The sequence below is a fragment of the Planctomycetota bacterium genome, from assembly GCA_038746835.1.
Classification (GTDB): domain Bacteria; phylum Planctomycetota; class Phycisphaerae; order Tepidisphaerales; family Tepidisphaeraceae; genus JBCDKH01.
The window spans coordinates 1-1,688 of record JBCDKH010000326.1 but is presented as its reverse complement, the minus strand read 5'-3'; the positions used below and the strand labels follow the sequence as shown (position 1 = coordinate 1,688).

The window sequence follows — 1,688 nt, the reverse complement described above, 5'->3', positions numbered from 1 at the left end:
CGCCGACGACGACGGCCCGGGCGGGCAGCTGTACGACCTGGTTCGACGCACCGCACTCAAACGACCGGCCGGCTTGCTCCGCGTCTGGCACACGGGCGGCAGCGTCATCAATGCGTTGGCCGTCGGGATCGTCCCGCGGTTTCGGTACGTGCTTCTGAGCGATCTGTTGCTCCGCTCGCTACCGGTGGAGCACGTCGAGGCCGTCCTCGCGCACGAGCTGGGGCACCTCCGGCATCGGCACGTTCTGTGGTTCCTCATCTTCTTCGTCGCGGCCTCGCTGACGACGCTGGGGCCGATCGATCTGGCGTACGGCTGGGTCCTTCCCCCCAGCGAGGCGACGGCGACGCTGGTCATCGACGGCATCGTCTCAGTGGCGTTGATCGTCGGCATCCTGACCGGCTTCGTCTTGCTGAGTCGGCTGTTCGAGCGACAGGCCGACGTGTTCGCCGCTCGGCTCATCAGTCCCGGCGATTCGGTTTCGGCGACAGGCGCGTGGGCGTTCGCCGAGGCGTTGCGTGCTGCCGTCCAGATCAACGGCCCGCCGCCCAGTCAGGCCGACGGGCCGGGACTGGTGCCGCGGCTTCGGTTCGTCCTTCGACGCCAGGCCGACCTGCTGCACGGCTCGCCGCGGAGTCGCTGCGACTACCTGATGTGGCTCGCCGACGACGCGACGCGCACCAATGCCTTCGAGCGACGCGTGCGCACGATCAAAACCGCGATCGTCGTCCTCGCGACGATCAGCCTGCCATTCGCGTTCTTCTGACCTCCGTCACTTCCCGTACGCGAATCCGCCGCGGCGGTGGCGGCTGTAGCGGGCGAGGGCGTCTTCGATGATCAGCGGGCGAGGGCGTCTTCGATGATCGGCGGGCACGCGTCGGCCGGCTGGATCTCGTCGACCTCGACACTCTTGCCTTCCATCGTCTTGTAATCCTTAAAGAACCGCGTGATCTGCATCAGGCGGTGCGGCGGAAGTTCCTCGGCGTCCCGGTAGTGGTTGTACTCCGGGTCGGCCGTCGCGATCGCGATGATCTTGTGGTCGCGCTTGCCCTCGTCGAGCATCGTCATCAGCCCGATCGGGCGTGCGTGCAAAATCGTCAGCGGCACGACCTGTTCCTTGCACAGCACCAGCACGTCCAGCGGGTCGTCGTCCTCGGCCAGCGTCTGCGGGATGAAGCCGTAGTTCGCCGGGTAGTAGACGGCCGAGTACAGCATGCGGTCGAGCCGGATCAGGCCCGAGTTCTTATCGAGCTCGTACTTGATGCTCGAGCCGGCGGGGATTTCGATGACGCTCTCGAACTCGCTGGGAATGTCGCGGCCGGGGGTGACGTCGTGCCAGGGGTGAATCATCACGAAGTGGTGTGCAGGAGCGGAAACATCGCCTGACGACGACGATGGTCGCTCGCAGTATGACCCAGGCCTTGGCCTGTGGCTACGGCAGCTCTGGCGAAGACATCCCGGAACCACGTCCAGTAACCGACACGACCACCCACGTCCGTACCGAATCGGCCGTCGCATCGGCCCAGCGGAGGACGACGTCCGTGCGAACCGTCGGGTCGGCCGACCGCAACGCTCGTTCGTGCGTTCGCCGGTCCAGCTCGGACGTCACGAGCAGGAATGACGGTTCGTCCACGACCGACGGCGCGTGCATCTCGACGCGATCGGCCAACGCCATCGCCAGCGAGTCATCG

Annotated in this window: 2 protein-coding genes and 1 pseudogene; 1 reads left to right on the top strand and 2 read right to left on the bottom strand. The window is 66.4% G+C overall.

All coding sequences use genetic code 11. From position 1 onward, the window contains the following. Nucleotides 1-763: M48 family metalloprotease (locus AAGI46_17105; GenBank protein MEM1013926.1), on the top strand; the 763-nt coding region annotated here is incomplete at its 5' end. A gap of 6 nt (nt 764-769) precedes the next feature. Here the strand turns inward: AAGI46_17105 and AAGI46_17100 are convergent. Continuing rightward, nucleotides 770-1,347, bottom strand: a pseudogene (locus AAGI46_17100) (inorganic diphosphatase). A gap of 82 nt (nt 1,348-1,429) precedes the next feature. After that, nucleotides 1,430-1,688: hypothetical protein (locus AAGI46_17095; GenBank protein ID MEM1013925.1), on the bottom strand; the 259-nt coding region annotated here is incomplete at its 5' end.